Origin of the sequence: Sharpea azabuensis DSM 18934 (genome assembly GCF_000702165.1) — a bacterium.
In the GTDB taxonomy this organism is placed as follows: domain Bacteria; phylum Bacillota_I; class Bacilli_A; order Erysipelotrichales; family Coprobacillaceae; genus Sharpea; species Sharpea azabuensis.
The window spans coordinates 12,091-29,845 of the sequence record NZ_JNKU01000036.1 but is presented as its reverse complement, the minus strand read 5'-3'; the positions used below and the strand labels follow the sequence as shown (position 1 = coordinate 29,845).

Annotated in this window: 11 protein-coding genes and 1 pseudogene; 9 read left to right on the top strand and 3 right to left on the bottom strand. The window is 35.9% G+C overall.

Translation table 11 applies throughout. The annotated features are described in order from the left end of the window. The first annotated feature begins 5 nt into the window (after nt 1-5). A complete protein-coding gene (locus T529_RS13795) occupies nt 6-308 on the top strand; it encodes a transposase (RefSeq protein ID WP_420801850.1) in 303 nt (100 codons plus the stop codon). A 125-nt stretch (nt 309-433) separates the two neighbouring features. Here T529_RS13795 and T529_RS0108425 read toward each other — a convergent pair whose 3' ends face one another. Together T529_RS0108425 and T529_RS13155 are read right to left on the bottom strand one after the other, a co-directional pair. Continuing rightward, entirely contained in the window at nt 434-1,648 is a 1,215-nt protein-coding gene (locus T529_RS0108425) for an IS110 family RNA-guided transposase (protein WP_033163174.1), read from the bottom strand. A gap of 443 nt (nt 1,649-2,091) precedes the next feature. Continuing rightward, on the bottom strand, nt 2,092-2,250 hold the full coding sequence (locus tag T529_RS13155) for a hypothetical protein (RefSeq protein WP_156032229.1): 159 nt from the start codon (nt 2,248-2,250) through the stop codon (nt 2,092-2,094). A 231-nt stretch (nt 2,251-2,481) separates the two neighbouring features. On the opposite strand from T529_RS13155, the gene T529_RS0108420 reads away from it, so the two are divergent. From T529_RS0108420 to T529_RS0108395, 6 genes are all read left to right on the top strand, one after another. Further along, entirely contained in the window at nt 2,482-5,070 is a 2,589-nt protein-coding gene (locus tag T529_RS0108420) for a DEAD/DEAH box helicase (RefSeq protein WP_420801849.1), read from the top strand. A 3-nt stretch (nt 5,071-5,073) separates the two neighbouring features. Further along, a complete protein-coding gene (locus tag T529_RS0108415) occupies nt 5,074-5,808 on the top strand; it encodes an SWIM zinc finger family protein (protein ID WP_033163172.1) in 735 nt (244 codons plus the stop codon). Between the two features lie 276 nt (nt 5,809-6,084). Further along, nucleotides 6,085-9,627, top strand: coding sequence for a SpaA isopeptide-forming pilin-related protein (locus T529_RS0108410; RefSeq protein ID WP_033163171.1), 3,543 nt, complete (start codon nt 6,085-6,087; stop codon nt 9,625-9,627). A gap of 58 nt (nt 9,628-9,685) precedes the next feature. Then, the gene (locus T529_RS0108405) at nt 9,686-11,179 is read left to right on the top strand and encodes an isopeptide-forming domain-containing fimbrial protein (protein ID WP_033163170.1); all 1,494 of its coding nucleotides are present in this window, start codon (nt 9,686-9,688) and stop codon (nt 11,177-11,179) included. Further along, nucleotides 11,163-12,014, top strand: coding sequence for a Cna B-type domain-containing protein (locus T529_RS0108400; RefSeq protein ID WP_033163169.1), 852 nt, complete (start codon nt 11,163-11,165; stop codon nt 12,012-12,014). Before T529_RS0108405 ends, T529_RS0108400 begins: the two co-directional genes overlap by 17 nt. A 102-nt stretch (nt 12,015-12,116) precedes the next feature. Beyond that, nucleotides 12,117-12,593 (top strand): hypothetical protein, encoded by a 477-nt coding sequence (locus tag T529_RS0108395; protein WP_033163168.1) that lies wholly within the window; start codon nt 12,117-12,119, stop codon nt 12,591-12,593. 1,855 nt (nt 12,594-14,448) lie between these two features. Here the strand turns inward: T529_RS0108395 and T529_RS0108385 are convergent. Further along, entirely contained in the window at nt 14,449-15,336 is an 888-nt protein-coding gene (locus tag T529_RS0108385; RefSeq protein ID WP_033163166.1) for a LysR family transcriptional regulator, read from the bottom strand. Between the two features lie 129 nt (nt 15,337-15,465). Between T529_RS0108385 and T529_RS0108380 the strand changes: the two genes are divergently transcribed. Both T529_RS0108380 and T529_RS12355 read left to right on the top strand, forming a co-directional pair. Next, on the top strand, nt 15,466-15,705 hold the full coding sequence (locus T529_RS0108380; protein WP_033163165.1) for a hypothetical protein: 240 nt from the start codon (nt 15,466-15,468) through the stop codon (nt 15,703-15,705). A gap of 11 nt (nt 15,706-15,716) precedes the next feature. After that, nucleotides 15,717-17,486, top strand: a pseudogene (locus T529_RS12355) (1-deoxy-D-xylulose-5-phosphate synthase). Nucleotides 17,487-17,755 lie beyond the last annotated feature (269 nt).

The following is a 17,755-nucleotide window of genomic DNA, read 5'->3' as shown; positions in this document are numbered from 1 at the left end:
GAAAAGTGTTTCAGTGCAGCAAGGATACAATAGAGAAAGAATTAAAAGCCTGGTTGTCATGGGCATGTCAAAGCAAGCTGAAACCATTTGTGGAACTGAGCAAAAAAATCAGGCGTCATAAAGACGCCATTATCGCAACGGTAAAGCATGGCTTATCGAATGCAAGGATTGAATCGACCAACAACAAGATCAAAGTGTTGATACGGAAGTCTTATGGATTTAGGAACATACAGAATCTGATTGATATGATCATGATCGTATGTTCCGATCTTTACCATGGGATCAAGTTACCCTATGAACTTCGATGATTCTACCCACACATAGTGCAGAAGCCTCAAAAATTCAATAATTTTTCATGATTTTTATTGCATGCTGAAAACTCCTGAAGAAAAAGTGCTTTTTTTCAGGGTGGTTTAGATGTATAATCTGCTTGTTATTTGTTGTACTGGTATAACTCACCAGTTTTGCACATGCTATAAATTATTCGGACTAATTTACTGGCACATGCAGTCTTGGCAGCTTTCGAACACATCGGGTTTGATTGCTGCTTTTTCTTTATGTAGAAATCCTTAATACTATTATCATCTCTCTTAAGCCTTATAGAACACGTTACAGCCAGATATAATAAACACCTTAATCGTTTATTGCCTTTTTTAGTAATGTGCATATGATCTCCGTCATTCTGTCCACTTTCACTGATTCTTGGATCCAGTCCGGCAAAGGCTACTAGTTCATTCTTCTTTTTGAATCTTGTCATATCACCTAGTTCTGCAATGATACGTGCAGCTAGGTTATCTCCAATGCCTGGAACAGATCTGATTATATTAAAGTCAGGTAGTTCCTGTGCCAGCTTGATCATTTCACCAATGGTTCTTTCAGCCTCTGCCATATCTTCTTTTAATTTCTTGATAAGTCTCTGAAGTATTAATACTTCGATATCATCCTTATCACATCCTGAATAGATGGTTTTAGAATACTCTATTGCCTTGTCAGCCATTGTATCACTTACAGCCTGACGATGACATGTTTTACTCTGAATCACTTTAGATACTGTGTTAATCTTCTTTTTCTGAAGCATTTCTGGATGTGGATATTTTTCGATGACAGCTAAAGCGACAGGACCATACAGATCATCATACAGCGCATCATAGCCTGGAAATACGATATCCAGCTGTGCTCTGAATGCAACCTTATCCTTTCTTATATGTACCAATACATCTTCATAATAGCGTGATAATTCCCTCAGTTCATGATATATCGTTTCTTGTTTATGACTGTTATGAAGACTATGGCTGTAATATGTTTTAGCGATTGATTTAGGATCAAGCTTATCTGTCTTTGGACATCTTAGTGAATCATTCTTTCTTGTTTTGGCTGATAATAGCGGATTGATAATAAACTGCTTGATATTATTGTCTTCAAGCACTTTCTTAAGAACACGATGGTAGACTCCTGTTGCCTCATAAACAACACATACTTCTGTTTTCAGCTTCTTTTCCATCTCTCTGACAAGATTCACTATCTCATCAAATCCTTCTTTTGTGTGCTTAATTGAACGTGAACCTGTATACTTCACATTCAAATCCTTGAATGCCTGATAATCTGATTTACCCTTAGAGACATCAATGGATACTATTGGACCTTTCATAGATCATTCCTTCTTTCCTTGAACATTCGAAAGCATAACTTCCCGATTTATGACTATCTATTTTCGTCTTACATGCAGGCTCTATCAATAAATCAAAAGGCCTATTTGGATATAAACTGACTCATGTCATAAAAGGAGGCAGAGAATTTTTATTTACGAAATCACAGCTGTGTTTCCAAGACATGATCTCTCTGCTTTCTTAAGTCTATTATAATGTATGCCTACAAAATAAAAGACTAGAAGTTAAATATAAGCAACCTCTAGTCAGTACGTTTATTTAGTGAAGAGAAGAACGATACATTAATAGTCATAGCTATCAATCGTTGTTTACGAGCTTACCTTATGGATGTCTCAAGTTATAATGACTAACTTCTCTTCAGTGATATGATATCACTTCTAGATAAAATAAAAAACTAGAATTATTACTTGAATAACTTCTAGTTCTATAATACGAAATGACCTGATGCAATATAAATCACCAATCCAACAAGAATACAAGCAAGTAACACCAATAAGCCAGTATAGGCAGGATTGCCAGTCTTATCTTCCTGAGTGATGAGTTCATCCTCTTCTTTTTCATAATAACCATATTTGTTTTTCATATAATCGCCTTCTTAACTCTAGTATAACACTTTTGAGATCTTTTTCTTTATTATTCGAGTACTCATATCATGTATAATGGTGAAGGGTAGAAAAATATTTCTCAAAGCTCTTTTAGAAGCCTTATCAACAATGCATATTCTATTTTGATATTGTTTCAGTGCATAAAGGAAAATTGTAATGTATTGTTCTTGTCATTAGATATTTAAAGAAATATAGGGATGGTGATATTATTGAAATTACAATTTATTTTTACGGATGAGAGTTTTATACTTGATGAAGTATCGATAAAGAGTGTTGCTGATGAACAAATCGTTCGTTTATTTGAAGAAGATAAGTATGGCACGCTCTATCATATGACATTCGAAGATACATCCAAAGATAGTTCAACAGCAAAGTTTCTTAAAGAAGTTGTCCAAAGCTTTATAATAAATCTGTCATCTTCACCAGAAATAGAAATTGCAAGGGAGAAAACAATAGCACAATTAGATAATGAACAGGTTGAGAACTTATTGACCCTATGTCCATTTGCCTTAGGTTTGGAATTTGTGGATGAAGAGTGGCTAAAATTTCAGTTTCAACAACTCCAACACGTTTTTGAAAAAGAGGCAGCTAGCTTTGAAGGGACAATGCAGCTCTACTTTGAAGGTCTTTCACAAAACCTTTCGACAGCTAAGCGTATCTATTTCCATCTTGTTGAGAACCCTAATGATGTTGACTATCCATTCGCCTTTATGGCAACTTATGCCACAAAGGACCAAGCAGGTCGTATTCGCCATATGCCATTAGCCCATGCATTGATAGAATACCAAGATCATCAAGAAGAGTTATTAGCTTTATTGTCATCGCTCAATCAAGTCGCTAGTGAAGTTGATTATATGAAATATTTGATGGATACAGGAAAACTTTTTCATCCTATTAAACTGAATGTCAAAGAAGCTTATTTATTATTGAAGAGTGTTCCTGTTATTGAGAAATATGGAGTTAAGTGTCGTGTACCAAACTGGTGGAAAAAGCATTATTCATCTGTTAGCTTAAATGTCAAAACAGGGGAGAAGAAGCCTTCTTTCTTTGGTTTGGCGTCTTTAATGAGTCTAACGCCATCACTTAATATCAATGGACAAGAACTCTCACAAGAAGACATAGAATATCTTCTTAAACAAGAGGAAGGTCTAACTTGGATGAAGGGACAATGGGTTGAAGTGAATCATCATAAGTTACAAGAACTTCTTGAAAAGATGGAACATTATGATGGTACAATCACTCTTAAAGAAGCTTTGACAAAAGACTTTCTTCAAAAACAGGATGATGATCCTGATAATGGCATTAAGATCACCAATGGCAGATGGCTAAGAAAGATGATTCGGGATATGAGTCAGCCTCATTATATTGAAAAGCAGTCCTTATCAAGTGACTTCAATGCTTCATTGCGTCACTATCAGGAAGATGGCTATAACTGGCTTAATGTCATGAATACATTTGGCTTTGGTGCCTGTCTTGCTGATGATATGGGACTTGGAAAAACCATCCAGGTTATTGCCTTCTTAGAAAAACTTCGTGAAAAAGATGCACATGCGCAGTGTCTATTAGTTGTACCGGCCTCATTGATTGGTAACTGGGAGAATGAAATTAAGAAATTCGCTCCACATCTTCATTACTATATTCTTCATTCTTCAAAAACAAGTGCCTATCAAACATATATAAATGATAACCCCTATCTCACCATCACAACCTATGGGATGGTAAGCAAGATTGAAGCATTAAGCCAGAAAGAGTGGAATGCTCTTATTCTAGATGAAGCACAGGCTATCAAGAATCCTATCACAAAACAAACCAAAACAATAAAAAAGATTCCAGCTCGTTTCCGTATTGCCATGACAGGTACACCAATTGAAAATGATTATTCTAATTTATGGTCATTATTTGATTTCTTAAATAAAGGATTGCTAGGCCCATTTAATCAATTCAAAAGCTTTACAAAGACAATGGAAGACGAGCCAGAGAATATGGCCAAACTAAGATATCTTGTTTCTCCATTCATATTACGGCGCTTAAAAACAGATAAGTCCATTATTCATGATTTACCAGATAAAGTGGAGATTGTAGATCATGTCAATCTTTCAAAAAGACAGGTTGTGCTATATAAGAAGCAGGTGGAAAAGCTTAAAGAAGATATTGAGCATGCTGAAGGTATGGAAAGACGAGGTATTGTCTTAAGCTATATAACGAAGTTTAAACAGATTTGTAATCACCCTGATCAGTTCAATCATGATATTTCATTTAAAGCTAGTGATAGTGGGAAATATCAGATACTGAAAGAGCTTTGTACAACCATTTATGAGAAAAGAGAACGCGTACTCGTCTTTACGCAATATCGTGAGATGTGTGAACCACTATCTAACTTGCTTGCATCGATATTCCATCGTGAAGGCTTTATCATTAATGGCACAACGCCAATTGAGAAACGCACAGAAATTGTCAATCAATTCCAATCAGATCACTATATACCTTATATTGTCCTGACTGTTAAGGCAGCAGGTACAGGACTGAACCTGACAGCAGCTAATCATGTCATTCACTTTGACCGCTGGTGGAATCCAGCAGTCGAAAATCAGGCAAGTGATAGAGCCTATCGTATTGGCCAAAAGAAGAAGGTCTTTGTCCACAAACTCGTCTCTACGGGAACAATCGAAGAAAAGATCGATGAACTCATTACATCAAAACAATCCCTAGTTAATAACATCCTTTCATCTAATGATCAAATCAATATTACTGAAATGAGCAATGATGAACTCATCAACTTATTTCAATTGGAGGTGTAGAAGATGTCTAATTATTGGAATGCAAAGATGTATTACTCACAACCAACTATTCAGGAACTTCAACGTAAAATACAAAGTTCCAATAATAAAGCCAATAAGAAAGGGAAACAGCTGCATCCTATTCATATAGAAGGTAGACAAATTGCGAAAAGCTGGTGGGGACAGGCCTGGTGCAATGTCATTGAAAACTATGCGGACTATGGCTCACGTTTAGAAAGAGGCAAGCGCTATGTGCGAAGTGGAACAGTCATTGATTTGAATATTACCAAAGGGAGAGTACGTGCTCTTGTTCAAGGCAGACGAGCAACACCCTATAAGGTTGATATCCATATCAGCCCACTCAAAGAAGAAATGGAGACACTTATTGAAAAATGCGGTCATAAAGTCTCCAATCTAGAAACACTTATCAATGGTGATTTTCCTAAGGACTTGCAGGAACTCTTTACGAGCAGTTCAGGACTCTTTCCAGCGCCAAAAGAAATCAGCTTCGCATGTAGCTGTCCGGATTGGGCTATTATGTGTAAACATGTTGCAGCAGTTATGTATGGTATTGGTGCTAAGTTTGATGAAAACCCATTTCTCTTCTTTGAACTCAGGGGCATTGATGTTCATCGGCTTATTGATGTGGCTATTGAAAGCCATGTTGATCATATGTTGGAACATGCTCATGATCAAAGTGAACGCATCATCAAAGATGAAAATATCAAAGATATTTTTGGTATTGATATCACAAATTAGTTAAGAGGACCAAGCTGGTCTTCTTTTTTATTATGTGATAATAAAATCATATAGTTACATAGAAAAATGACTTTTTGATATAAATCGTATAGTTTATTAATATATATATTATATACCATTTCGTTATATTCTTGACACATAATATAAATATTCATGACATAAGTCGTGCCAAATTGACATAAAAAGGAATTTTCTTATATGTAAGAGCTTTCTCGCGTGTGGTATGATGAAACTGCTACAAGCGTGAGGAAATATTTGGGAAAGGGGAATACGAGCATGAAGAAGCAAGTAGGAAAAATCATTCTTTGCCTACTGACAATCACGATGGTCTTTGTGAACTTCACACTTTCAACAAAGGCTACGGATTATGATTTATCCCAATATATCACTCAAGTTGCATTAGAATATGAAAAGGATGGAAGTTACATAGCTTATGACCAATCAGCTTTAGTCGATCAGACAAAGCTACGCTTTAATATCACGGCAGCACTTCCTAAGACATCTTTGGACGTTAACAATAGTATTCGTCTGACTATGCCTGATCATCTTGCCCTTGAGGATACTGTTGCACCAGTTAGTGCCATTTATAGTTATGCGGGTGAAAGTCATGATTATAGTCGTGATGGACCAATTGGCTCATATACAGTTAAGGATCACCAAATAACTGTGACAATCAATAATCCACAGGATGATACCTTAAATGTATATCTTCAAATCAATACAACTTTAAATGAGCTTACTTTTACAAATAATGAAGTAACGCTAGCATTCAGTGCACCTTCAACAACAATCACAATTAAGAAGGCTACAGAAACAACTGAAGCACAAACAAATGAAACACAAATTACACCTAAAACAGTTAAGCGAGCACCATTAAAAGCTAGTCCTAACACTGATGCTCCTAATAAGATAAGTGGCAATATTAATGACTTAGTCAAGAGTGGCTTATCAGGATCTTATCAATTGGTTGGTAAAACAACAGTGGATAAGAACATTGGTAACATTGGTAGCCCAATCAATATTGATAATGATGTCACAATTGATTTAAATGGGAATAAATTACAACTCTATGATCAAACCTATTTCTATATCAAATCAGGCAAGCATCTTACCATTATTGATTCACAAGCTGATAATTACAAGCCTACTGCTACTAATGTAGAGGGCGTTGGCAAGCTCAGCAGCCTAACAACCGAAAAAGACTCACAAGATAATCGTAATATTCCTAGTATCCTTGATTACTATGTCACAGAACCTAATGTGAATGGTACAACAACGACTGATACCACAAAGAAATATGAAGTTGATTTTTCTCATGCCGGACGTATCTATAGTGAAACATCAAGTACTGGTGGAAAAGATAGTACGTTCATGATTGAAAAAGGTGGCACACTTGATTTCAAGAGTGGTGTAGCCTACAACACTGGACCTCATGTCGTCGCAACGCATGGTAGTAATGGCTCAGGAACAGGTACATTGAATTTATCAGGTGGTTATCTCATTGGTAATCGTAATGGTAATGTTATATGGAATAATGCCGGAAACGTTCTAAGTATCAGTGGTGGTGTTATCACAAATGGATGTGCTGAAAATGGCGGTGGCATCTACAATAATGGTACAAACAATGGCGCTACTGGTGGTGGAACCATCAATATGACTGGCGGTATTATTACCGGTAATGAAGCTTATCATGATGGTAGCGATTCTAAAGCTAACCGATTTAGTGGTGGCGGCATTTATATGAAATCAGGGATATTGAATATTTCTGGTGCTGCTTACATTACAAATAATACCAAATCCTCTGGTAACTCAACTTATAATCACTACAGCGTTCATGGTGGTGGCGGTATTGCCGCTGACAATGACTCACAGGTCAATATGTCTGGTGGATATGTCACTGGTAACTATTCGAATGAAGCAGGTGGTGGTCTCTATATTGGCTACTATTCACAAGTTGGTCTTTCAAAACTGACATTGACTGGTGGTGTTATTGCTTCTAATATCGCACAAACTGGTGAAGGCGGAGGCATAAGAATTGGTGGCTCTGGTCGTGGTGTCATTCGTGCTACATCAAAGGACAATCCTATCTATATCACCAACAATACAACCAATACTGGTTCTAATGAGGGAACGAATGAATCAGGTGGTGACTGGGGTGGTGGAGGTATCTTCATCCAGCAAAATGGTATGTTGAATATCATGAATGCGATTATCTCTACTAATACAGCTGATGGCTTTGGTGCTGGTGTCAGTGCCTGTCCAACTGGTGATACGAATATCAATACAGATCAGGGTGCTGCTATCTATGACAATACAGCCAATGGGGAACACTATTCACGAGGCTCTGGTGCCGGAAGTGAAAAGAAGAACGAAGACTATGTAGCTCATGAATTCTATAAAAATAATCGCCGCACTGATTATCAGGATTATTTCTTAGCCCATGCAGCTAATGTTGGCTCTTATACAATCACGAATGGAATGCTTGGTGGTGGTAGTGAAGAATACCAAGGAACCTTCGATAATAATAAGTCTTATGAACAACATTATAATGCAGGTGGAGTAGAAGCAAAGTTTATTGGCTTAAGTGCTCATCCTAGCAACGAAGATGTTGAGAAGGCTTTAGCTATTGCCTCAACATATATTAGTGGTAACCATTCTCATAACCATGGTGGTGGTATTATGACCAATGGTATGTTGACTTTGGGTGAATCAAATGAGATTTATCCATCATTCCATGTAGAAGCTTATAAAGCCTTTAAGTTAAAATCAGCACTTGATAATACGGCTACAAATCTGCCAATGGATAACAACCAGTTTAAATTTGCTATCTATAAACATACTGGTGATTCAACAACTTTACCTCAATGGGATGGCAATGAATTTACTGCTGGTTCAGGCACAAATGAATTTGTTGCCGAAATGGGTAATGAAGATGCAGACAAAGATCAGCTTGGAAGAATATATGCATCAATTCCAAACTTCCTCTATGATAATGCTGGTGATTATACATTCTATCTTGTAGAAAAAGATTCTGATGATACAAGTATTACTTATGATCATACAATCTACAAGATTCAATTCACGGTTTATGCTTCAGGTACGAAAATTGTAAACAATGTTGAAACAACAACATATTCAATTAAGGATGTAGAAGTAAAGCATATTGTTGATGGAAAAGAAAATGATGTTAGTGATTATACATTAAACAGTACAAATTCAAATCTAACACTCTTCAACAATGCAAAAGAAGCCTTTAAGAATACAGAGCAGTCCTATGGCTTACAGCTTACAAAGAAGGATGCGGAAAATGGTCGTGTTCTTGCGGGCGCAGAGTTTAAGCTCTATCAATTTGCGGACAACTATGTAGATACAAGTATCAACTCAATCGATATTAGTGAAGTCGCAACACTGACAACAGATGTGGAAGGCAAATTGACATTCTCATCACTAAGAGGTGGTAGTCTTTACTACTTAAAAGAAACAAAAGCTCCTAACCAATATCAATCATCAGGACCTTGGGTTATAAAAGTCAATAAAGAAGGAACAGCTCAGTTCTATGATGCAGACTGTACAGAGAATGAAAATACAACAACTCTGACAAGAGATGACTCTAAACTATTCGTTAATAAAGAGAGCGAAATAGTTTTAGATAAAACTGGTTATGTATTCAATAAAGAAATAACGAATACATCAATCAAGTACAAACTGCCTGATACTGGTGGCAGTGGTATAGAGCAATATTACCAAGCAGCTTTTGTTTTCATCGCATTAGGCTTGCTAGTAATATTAGTACGCTATATCAAAAGGAGGGTTGTGTAATAGACAAACATTCAACATACAACACTCATAAAACATATTAAAGAAAAAGGAGAAAATTATGAATTTAACTAAGAAATTATTCAGTTATATCGTTGCGATTGCAATGATCTTCACATTAACTGCCTTTGCCGGTGGTGCTGTAAATGCAGCAGATGCAAAGACATACCAACTTTCATTACAAAACAATGGTAAAACAGCGCATACTTTTGAAGTTTATCAGATCTTCACTGGCGATTTAAGTGAAGGTATATTATCAAACGTTCAATGGGGTAATGGTGTTTCAGAAGAAGGTCAGACTGCTCTTGGTGATGCTGCTGCAAAAGCTGAAGCATTAGCAAAATCAACTGACTCTTTAGCTGCCAAGACTTTTGCTGAAGATTTACAGAAATACCTTCAAAATGGTACTGAAAAAGAAGTTGCAGCAAATCAAACTGCATCAATTGAAGGTTTAGCTGCTGGTTACTATTTAGTAAAAGATAAAGCTAGCTCTCAGAACCAAACAAATGGTGCTTATACTTCATATATCTTAAAAGTTGTAAAAGACACTACAGCAACTACTAAATTAGATGTTCCTACTGTTGAAAAGAAAGTTCAAGATACAAATGATTCAACTGGTAAAACTTCTGATTGGCAGGATTCAGCTGACTATGATATCGGTGATGACGTTCCTTACCAGATCACAGGTTCTATGCCAGCTAACATTGGCGACTACAAATCTTACAAATATGTCTTCACTGATACAATGAGCAAAGGCTTAACTTATACAGCTAATAATGCAAAAATCAAAATTGGTGATACAGATGTAACAAGCTCATTCAAAGAAGCAGTTACAACACAAGAAGATGGCTCTACAGTTGTAACATGGACATGTGATGACTTAAAAACTGCTGGTGTTGAATTAACTCCAACTACAAAGGTTGTTGTAACATACGAAGCAACATTAAATACAAGTGCAGTTATCGGTTCTGCAGGTAACCCTAATACAGTGAACTTGACTTATTCTAACAACCCTAACAAGGGTGGCGATGGTGAAACTGGTAAGACTCCAGATGACAAGAATATCGTCTTCACTTATAAAGCAGTTGTCAACAAGAAAGACCAGGATAAGAAATCATTAAAAGGTGCTGGCTTCACATTACAGAAGAAAGTTAATGGTGAATACAAAGATGTTAAATCATTCACTGCTGGCGATGCTACAACTTTCGAATTTACAGGCTTAGATGATGGTGAATATAAGTTAATCGAATCAACAACTCCAGCTGGATATAACACAATTACTCCAATTGAATTCACAATCTCAGCTACACATGAGGAAACAGCAGATGAACCTAAGTTAACAGAGTTAACAGTATCCAAAGTATCTGGTGAAGCTACATTTACAGCTGATAAAGCTGCTGGTTCATTAACTACTGATGTTGTCAACAAGAAGGGTTCTGTATTACCTGAAACTGGTGGCATGGGTACTACATTATTATATGCAGTTGGTGGTGTACTAGTAGCTTTAGCAGCAGCTTATATCATCATTAGTAAAAAGCATGAAAAAGCTGAATAAGCTATTTAAATCATTCATTGTTATTCTTTCCTTGCTGCTGATCATGGGTAATGCGCAAGGCAACGTCTATGGTGAAGAAGCTTCCACTTTGACATTTACAAAATGTCAGAGTGGAATGAGTCTTCATTTATATAGGGTTGCTGATGGAAAATTTGGCAGCTACAAGTATACTGAAGCGTTCTTAGATGCAAAGAATGCCAACATTAATATTAATAAATTGCAGACTTCAGAAGAAGCACAAATTGCTGCAACAACTCTTATGGGTTATGCTGTTAATAAAGAGGATTCTCATTTTATTGCCTCAGGTAATAAGGTGAGAGTTGAGGGATTGTCTGCTGGCTTGTATTTACTTGTTATTGATGATTTTCATGATGGTCATAAAGTATCGAGATATTTACCATATTTGATTGATGTTTCAACTTCTAAAGAAATTGCATTAACGAAATATACAAATACTGAAATCTATCAGTATAAGCTATTGAAGCAATGGAATGGCACAAATAATCCGCCTAAAAGTATTACTGTTGATCTTTATGTACATGGCAAGAAAGAACGCACTGTTATTCTTGAAAAAGAAAAGAACTACGCATATAGCTGGAAAACGAATAGTTCTAGAAATTATAGCGTAGTTGAACATAAAGTGGAAGGTTATAAGAATACAGTAAGTACTGCCCAAAAAGATGGTATACAGTCAATTGTACTGACAAATACAAAAGATGTTAAAAAACCTCCTCATGTAAAGACTGGGGATTCTACAAATATTACAATCTATATTTTCTTGTTAGCGTTAAGTGGTCTTGCACTTATCTTGATGGGAAAGAGACTTGAGAAATAATGGTACTTCGGTACCATTTTTCTTATTTCTATAAATAGTATTGGACAATATTTTATTTATGCATATCTTTTAAGTGTGGTAAGATGGAAACAGGTGATGAGAATGAAAAAGTTTGTGATTGGTATGGGCTGTTTGCTTATTATTATTGCTGGCAGTTTATTTGCTTATTCAACATATCAACAAGATCAAGTACTTAAGAAAAATATATCCATCTATCAAGAAACAATAAAATTACTCCCTAATACCTATGTTGGAGAAGGTGGATATCTTGTTGTAGATGATCTGCAGGTCAAAGGAGTTGTTACTAATAAACATTTCAAACTAGCTTTTGGAAAAGCCCCATTACCATCATATAACCGTCATATCATACGAGTTGAAAGAGCTTTTGAGAATGCATTAAGGAGATTGGAAAAGGGAGAAATATTGAAATTGCAGTATCCTTCAGGAGAAATACAATATTATCGTATTATTGATTGTGGTACGATTCCTTATCATAATATCAGTAATGCCGGTCTTATTATTTGCACATATGGTGATACATGTTATTATGTGAATGCACAAAGAATAATGAATAGTTAATAAAAAGCTGAGAACAGGATGATTTTCTATCTCAGCTTTTATTATTGAATAAATTTTAAGTTTATTTTTGTGAACTACTCATGACTAAAGTTACGAGCTTCTGTAAACTTTTTGGATATGTTTAAGAAGTTTGATGCTTGAGTTTCCACCTGACAAGTCAGATAATCCCTATTCTTACAGACATATTCACTTTGACTCTATTGTATTGATTTTGACAAGTGAAATAGTTTAAATCCTTGATAAAAGACACAATTTTATGTAATTTCATAAATACTAGAACTATAAATTAGTCTTTTGAATTATCCTTCGGTTTTCTTTGTACCAACGTTTTAATTATCTCAATAAGCAGAGCTGCAATAATACAAAGTAGAAAATCTAAAAGTAGGTGTTTGCTTCCTAATATGATTTGAAAAATCATATATTTTAACTTAGTTAAAGCCTTTTGGCTTAAGCGAAAATGATTAAAATTTTCATCGATTTCTCCTTTTATAGTAAATGGTATGATTTTCAGAACGTTCACGTGTTCCTTGTTTGAGAGTTACATTTGTTCAGTATTAATACTTGCCATTGTATTAACCAGTTTTCATATATTTCTTTGTTTATAATAGATGTGTTTTGGTATTTGTCTAAATATGCCACATGGATAGAGGAGATGAAAACGCATATATATTACATTAACATGGAATTTGTGCTTATTTATCGTTGACTCCAACAAATTAAATAGTTAATAGAAAAGGCTATTTTCCTATTTATTTGTCATATTGGTTTAATTTAATAGTTAATATGTGATGATTTTAATAAAAACATAGGTTATATGAAAGAGTTATTTTAAAAATCTTTGATAAAAGGGAGCAATCCTAATGTATTATTAAATGACTTACAGCTCTTCCAAGGACTGGCTTTTCTGCTTGCTTTATACGTTTTAAGGTGAAGATGGTATTATCTTGGTAAAGGAAAGGGCACATGAGAATGCCAGAAGGTCAATATGGTTCCGGTTCCAATGCATGAAAAAAGTGATGAGCCATACTGTTGAAATATGCTCATCACTTATCTATATGGTATTTTAAATTAAGCTTTTGAATAGCTTTCTGATTTTCTTTGTCTGAGTTTTCTTACCAAGAATATTAAAATCTCATAAATTAAGATCAGAACAACGAAGAATACGAAATCTTCTAGTAGATGTTTGCTGCCAACTACGACATGACCTATCATGAGAAGCAAAATCATAGTAGTGTATTTTTTTAACTTTTTTAAGGTATCTTTGCTTAAGAAATTTTGAATTCTCATTTGAGGTATTTTTAGGAATTTAATAACTGTTATATCTTGTTATAAAAATCTCGTCAAACCCTTGAAAATACTAAAGTTTTTATGGGTATCCTCTCCGTTACATATTGTATCGTGTTATATCATTTTACCCTTGGTTATGACCTCTGATAAGGGAAAAAACAAGGGAAAGAAAATCTGCTAACAACTTATAACAAATTAAAGTGACAGTTGGGACTGGATGCAATGCTTATAATACATTTTTATGAAAGGATTGATATATGCAGACTATAACCCTCAAACGAACAGTATTGATATAACCACATTTGAGAATTACATATTACAGATTGATTGTAATAAGGTAGAGGATGGATTAAGAACTACTCCTTGCTCATAAGATTCGCTTAATGCTTTGGCAATAGATGAGCCACTTGAGTATGATCGACTTGCTTTAGATGGCGAAATGCAGGCTTGGGAGGCTATTGATAGTTTGGAGATTTGGTGATTTTTGATAAATGTTGGTAGAATAAAGAGCAAAATAAAAGAAAACTCGAATTTGTCTTGCTGTGTTCAGATTAAAAAGGCCATCGTTTTACGATTGTGGTAAAATGATGACCTTTTTTATTTCTTCCAGTAACAGATTAGCAACCGGCGTGAATATTTGATATTTTTTCCATATAACGTACATTTTTGTATGGAGGGGTGGTGTAATCGGACGGAAGCATAAATCACTTTCTGCATTTGTTTCTACTAACTTGTCAAAGGTAAGCTCAACACCCAGCCCTTCACGGACAAAAACGGCACCGTTATTGCAAAGATTAAATGTTGCTAATATATTAAGTCGGTCAAGGTTTTCGGAACACCAACGGGGTAAATCTATTTTAACAGACTGTTCCGAACAAAAAATAGGAATATTCAATAAATCATCAAAGGCAATAGCCTCTTTTGCGGCTAATGGATTGTCCTTTCTCATCAGAACACCCCATGTATCGTATTCAGGAACTTCAAGATAATTGTATTTTGATAAATCGGGCGGTTCTACTATAAATGCCATATCCAGAAGACCACGGTCTAATTGTTCTGTTACTTGTTCGGTATCACCGCTGGTAACATGATAATGGATATTGGGATAAATGCTGCTTAACTTTTTTACAGCACGGGCAAGATATTTTACAAGATAGGATTCTGCACAGCCAATATAAATATCACCGCCTGTAATATCATCCATTGCCTGAAATTCGTTCGTGATTTTGTCAGCCATGGCCAGTAAATCTTCTGCTCTTTTTCGCAGAAGCATACCCTCATCAGTAAGACTGACGCTGGTGCTGCCACGCTTAAATATTTTTTTGCCAAGCTCTTGTTCCAGATTCTTCATCTGCTTAGAGAGCGTTGGCTGTGTAACATGAAGTCTTTCAGCAGCCCTTGACATATTTCCTTCACGTGCAATTTCAAGAAAATAGCGAAGTACACGAATTTCCATAGTACACCCCCAACCTTTTTTATTATCCTATATTCAAATGATATTCCTGTCAAGAATATCATGATATGAATTATAAGTATTAGATATATCGCATAAAGAATGTATAATTAAGGTAGGAGGTGCATACAGATGGCAGAAGCAAATGACAAATATGGAAGAATTTATCAGAATCTTGTGGACGCAGGCTGTAATCAGGAAACAATCCAGCGTTGCATGAACCTGGCACAAGAAAACAATGTAGAAGCGCTGTTATCACAGTTGTGTGTGTATAGAAAACATTTAATGGAACAGACACATAATTATCAGGAAAACATAGATTGCCTGGATTATTTGATCTACTCGTTAAAGAAATCTAATGAAAATAGATAAGGAGAATGTAAATGACAGATTATAAAATTATTCAAACAATTAACGGACCGGAAGATGTAAAAAAATTGTCTATGGAGCAGCTGGAGGAACTTGCTTCGGAAATCAGAGAGGCATTGTTTAACCGGTTGACTTAAATCGGCGGTCACTTTGGTCCCAATTTTGGTATGGTGGAGGCAGAGATTGCCATGCATTATGTTTTCTCTTCGCCTAAGGATAAGTTTGTATTTGATGTATCTCATCAGAGCTATCCTCATAAGATTTTGACCGGAAGAAAGAATGGATATATTTCCGATGAGCACTTTTCAGAGGATTCCGGTTATACAAATCCGGAAGAAAGTGAACATGACTTTTTCAATGTAGGTCACACTTCGACTTCAGTTTCTTTAGCTACGGGTCTGGCTAAAGCGAGAGATATAAAAGGAGATAAAGAAAACATTATTGCAATTATTGGTGATGGCTCCCTCTCAGGCGGTGAAGCACTAGAGGGATTGAATGTAGCCGGATCAGAGATTAACTCCAATTTAATTATTATAGTAAATGATAATGAGCAGTCGATTGCCGAAGTACATGGCGGAATGTATAAAAATCTTGCCGAATTAAGAGAGACAGGCGGAACTGCTTCCAATAATCTCTTCAAAGCGTTTGGATTGGATTATATATATGAGGAAAACGGCAATGACATAGCATCACTGATTTCTTTATTCCGCAAGGTGAAAGATACAGATCATCCGATCGTAGTCCATATCCATACACAAAAAGGAAAGGGATATGAGATTGCTGAAAAAGACAAAGAGGGATGGCATTGGTGTATGCCATTTGACCGTGAAACAGGCAAACCTACAATTTCTTTTGGCGATGAAGAAGATTATACATCTATCACTGCTGAGTATATTATGCAAAAAGCAAAAAGTGATTCGGAGTTTCTTGTGATCACTCCTGCTATGCCGGGCAGTGCAGGCTTAAATCAGGAACAGCGAAAGGAGCTTGGATTGCAGTATGTGGATGTAGGGATTGCGGAGGAACAGGCGGTTGCCATGGCATCTGGTGCTGCAAAAAACGGTGCGAAACCGCTTGTGGTTACTAACACAACCTTTATTCAAAGAGCGTATGACCAGATTTCCCATGATGTATGTATTAACAATAGTCCTGTTACGATTCTCTTAAACTACAATTCTTTTGACAGTTTGACAGATGTTACGCATCTTGGAATTTTTGGACTAGCAGCTTATACGAATGTTCCGAATCTGGTAGTGCTTGCACCTACCTCAAAAGATGAATACCTTGCTATGCTAGATTGGTCTGTTGATCAGAAGGAACATCCGGTTATGATTCTCATCCCCGGAAATCAGGTAACCTATCGAGAAGCAGATAAGAATTTTAGCAGACTGAATCATTTTAAAGTGGAAGAAGCTGGTGAAAAGGTTGCAATTCTGGCACTTGGTGATTTTTATCAGCGTGGTGAACAGTTCAGTGCGAAAATAAAAGCAGAACTTGGCTTTACGCCGACATTGATCAATCCTCGTTTTGCTTCTGGTATTGACAAAGAATTACTGGAAAGTCTTTCAGAAGGACATCAGATGGTAATAACCATGGAAGACGGTATTTTAAGCGGCGGTTTTGGCGAGAAAATAGCTTCCTTCTATGGTAGTTCTGATATGAAAGTGAAAAATTACGGACTTGATAAGAAATTTTATGACCGGTATGACCCAAATGAATTACTGAAAGAGGTTGGTATGACACCGGATCAGATTATTGCGGATATTTGCAATCAGTTAAAATAAGAATAGGGAGGTTGGAAGTAGTGACACCAGAAGATGTTATCAGAGGATTTCGTGAGGGAGTAGAGCATACGAGTGAAGAAAAAGAGTATGCAAATACCCTGTTTCAGGAAGCAATAAAAATAGGTATGGAGATAAATCAGACTTATCATACACCGGAAGAACTGGTGAAACTCATGAGTAAATTAACCGGTAAGGCTGTAGATAAAAGTTTCCGTCTTTTTCCGCCGTTTTATACGGATTTTGGAAAAAATATTATATTCGGAAAAGAT